This is a genomic window from Microbacterium sp. Bi128, from assembly GCF_918698205.1.
In genome coordinates, this window is sequence record NZ_CAKKMM010000792.1 from 1 (window position 1) to 2,325 (window position 2,325).

The window sequence follows — 2,325 nt, forward strand, 5'->3', positions numbered from 1 at the left end:
TGCCGTCGCGATCGCGACGGCGCTGTCGCTCGCCGAGGCCGAGCGCGCGGCGGAGGCCGCACGTGTCACGGATCTGCGCGACACGTTCATCGCCCGAGTGCTGCACGCCGTTCCCGGCGCTCGTCTGACCGGCCACCCGGCGCGGAGGCTTCCCGGGACCGCGAGCTTCGTCTTCCCCGGCATCAACGGCGAGACCGTGCTGCTCGAACTCGAACGCCGCGGCATCGTCTCGTCGAGCGGGTCGGCGTGCGCGGCGGGCAGCGACGAGGCGTCGCACGTGCTGCTCGCCCTGGGCATCAACGCGGACGACGCCCGCACCGCCGTGCGGTTCACGCTGCCGCACGGGCTGACGCGGAATCTCGACGTCGTGGCAACCGCCGTCGCCGAGGCGGTCGCCGCCGTAAGATCGCGCGGGTGACTTCCCCCGCGATCACCGTGATCGTCCCCGGTCGCGACGTCGAGGAGTTCGCGCACGAGGCGCTGCGCTCGCTCGAGGCGCAGACCCACCCGCGCTGGACCGCCGTCCTCGTCGATGACGCCTCGGTCGACGGCACCCGGGGGATCTTCGCCGACGCCGCCGCGGCCGACCCACGCTTCCGCGTCGTCCGGCATCCCGAACCGCGAGGACTCGGGGCCGCCCGCAACACCGGGCTCTCGCTCGTCGAGACGCCCTTCCTCGCGTTCCTCGACGCCGACGACCGCATGCGTCCGGACGCCCTGGAACGACTCGCCGCGACCCTCGAGGACTCCGGCAGCGACTTCGTCGTCGGCGCCTACGTGCGCCTGCGACCGGATGCCGACGGCCCGGGCTACACCGCCGGGACCGTCCAGCCCTGGGTGACGGCGGCCACCGACCCCGCCCGGCGCGCGACGACGCTCGCGCAGCACCCCGCGGCATCCGGGAACATCGTCGCGTGGTCCAAGCTCAGCCGGACCGCGTTCTGGCGCGCGCACGACCTGCGCTTCCCCGAGGGTCGCTACTACGAGGACCAGGTCGTCGCGCAGCGGATGTACACGCTCGCGACCGCCTTCGACGTCGCCCCCGACGTCGTGGTCGAGTGGCGGGAACGGCGCGACCGGAGCTCGATCACGCAGCGTCTGAGCGAGGTGGACGTGCTGCGCGACTACCTCGAGGCGCTCGGCGAGGGCATCGCCCTGCTGCGCGCGGCGGGAGCCGACGCAGCCGTGGCCGAACGCGGGCGACTCATCCGCACCCTCGATCTGCCGCCGCTGCTGCGGCTCGCCGAGACGCACCCCGACCCGCCCTACCGCATCGCGCTCGAGGCGTTCGTCGAGACCCTGCCGGACTGAAGCGACGCGCGTCCTACGCGGGCGGCTGATCCGCGCGACGTGCGACCAGCGCCGGCCGCTCGAGGTCGGCGCGGTCGTGCTCCTCCTCGGTGAGGACGAACGACGCCGCCATCTGCTCCGCCGCCAGCCCCGTGTACAGCCCGCCCGCGGCCAAGAGTTCGGCGTGCGTCCCGGACTCGACGATGCGGCCCGCATAGACGACATGGATGCGATCGGCCCCGACGACGGTCGACAGCCGATGCGCGATCGACAGGGTCGTGCGACCGTGCGCCGCCATCTCGAGGGCCTCTTGCACGATGCGCTCGGAGACGGTGTCCAACGCGCTGGTGGCCTCGTCGAGCAGCAGGACGGGCGGGTCCTTCAGGAGCACCCGCGCGATGGCGATGCGCTGTTTCTCCCCGCCCGACAGCCGGTAGCCGCGCTCGCCGACGATCGTGTCGTAGCCGTCCTCGAAACCGGCGATGACGTGGTGGATGTTCGCCGCGCGGCACGCCGCCTCGATCTCGGCATCCGTCGCCTCGGGCTTGGCGTAGCGGAGGTTCTCGCGCACCGTCGCGTGGAACAGATACGTCTCTTGCGAGACGATGCCGATGTTGTCGATGATCGACGCGCGCTCGAGGGCCCGCACGTCGGTTCCCGAGAACATCACCGCCCCGGCGCTCGCCTCGTACATGCGCGGGGTGAGGTACAGGATCGTCGTCTTGCCCGCGCCCGAGGGCCCGACGAAGGCGACGTGCTGACCGGGCTCGACGACGAACGAGACCCCGCCGAGGGTCGGGCGCGCATGGTCGGGTGCGTCGGGGTAGCGGAAGACGACATCGCGGAACTCCACGCGTCCCACGGGACCGGGCGCCGCCGAGACGGGGATCGCCTCGGGCGCATCGGCGATCGCCGGCTTCAGGTCGAGGTACTCGAAGATGCGGGCGAAGAGCGCCGACGAGGTCTGCACGTCGAGGGCGACGCGCATGAGCCCCATGAGCGGCATGAGCAACCGCGCCTGCACCGTGGTGAACG

Annotated in this window: 3 protein-coding genes; 2 read left to right on the plus strand and 1 reads right to left on the minus strand. The window is 72.4% G+C overall.

The window, feature by feature from the left end:
* Both LQV45_RS26305 and LQV45_RS26310 read left to right on the plus strand, forming a co-directional pair.
* A partial coding sequence (locus LQV45_RS26305; protein WP_230009636.1) for an aminotransferase class V-fold PLP-dependent enzyme occupies positions 1 to 418 on the plus strand: 418 nt, incomplete at its 5' end.
* Positions 415 to 1,311 (plus strand): glycosyltransferase family 2 protein, encoded by an 897-nt coding sequence (locus LQV45_RS26310; protein WP_230009639.1) that lies wholly within the window; start codon positions 415 to 417, stop codon positions 1,309 to 1,311. The genes LQV45_RS26305 and LQV45_RS26310, both read left to right, overlap by 4 nt.
* 13 nt (positions 1,312 to 1,324) lie before the next feature.
* On the opposite strand, the gene LQV45_RS26315 is transcribed toward LQV45_RS26310, so the two are convergent.
* Positions 1,325 to 2,325 (minus strand): ABC transporter ATP-binding protein (locus LQV45_RS26315; RefSeq protein ID WP_230009642.1); only part of this gene is annotated, 1,001 nt, incomplete at its 5' end.